The sequence below is a fragment of the Oleiphilus sp. HI0117 genome, assembly GCF_001635235.1.
In genome coordinates this window covers 1-755 of record NZ_LWGA01000008.1, presented here as the reverse complement: position 1 = coordinate 755, position 755 = coordinate 1, and the positions used below count along the sequence as shown (strand labels likewise).

The 755-nt window shown below is 45.7% G+C and carries 1 protein-coding gene; it reads right to left on the bottom strand.

Annotated features, from left to right (window positions below; all coding sequences use genetic code 11):
- Positions 1-585, bottom strand: a 585-nt coding sequence (locus tag A3757_RS00380) for an aminotransferase class I/II-fold pyridoxal phosphate-dependent enzyme (RefSeq protein ID WP_156506058.1), incomplete at its 3' end; no start/stop codon positions are given.
- Between the last annotated feature and the right edge of the window lie 170 nt (positions 586-755).

The window sequence follows — 755 nt, the reverse complement described above, 5'->3', positions numbered from 1 at the left end:
GCAGCCTTTCGAATGACGCCCTTGTCTCGCCAGTTCTGCCAGTCTTGCGATATCAACTACTTCACACAGTGGGTTCGACGGCGATTCAAGGAATAGAAACCTAGTATTGTCCTTGATGCTGGTCTGCCATTGCTCGTAATCAGTCAGATCAACAAAGCTAATCTCAACACCAAACTTCTTTACAAACTTTTCTAGCAGAACTGTCGTCGTGCCAAAAACACTGCGCGAACAAATGACATGATCACCCTGCTCTAACAGAGCGTAGCAAACAGACATAATAGCAGCCATACCCGATGCTGCAGCAACACCACGCTCGCCTCCTTCTAAGGCAGCTAAGCGCGCCTCAAACATCGCAACCGTTGGATTGGTGAAACGCGCATAGATGTTCCCAGGCTCTTCGCCTGCAAATCGTGCAGCAGCTTCTTGCGCTGAATTAAACACAAAGCTTGAGGTCGGAAAAATCGCTTCGCTGTGTTCAAGCTCAGGACTTCTAATTTGCCCAGCTCGTACTGCAAGCGTCTCTAAACCAACACCGTCCAAATTTGGAACGGGAATATTACCTTTCGGTGGCTGGCTATTCGCCATCTCTTCTCACCTTTAATTCGAATTTTTAGTTTTCTATGACAAATAATGAGCTAATTCAGCCTTAATTGTCGTTATGAAGATCGATAGTGGCGTCATCTTCATTTAACTTCTTTTTGTTTGAATCATTACGTGCTGCTCAAGCCTGTCGAGGTAATCACCACATATATCAC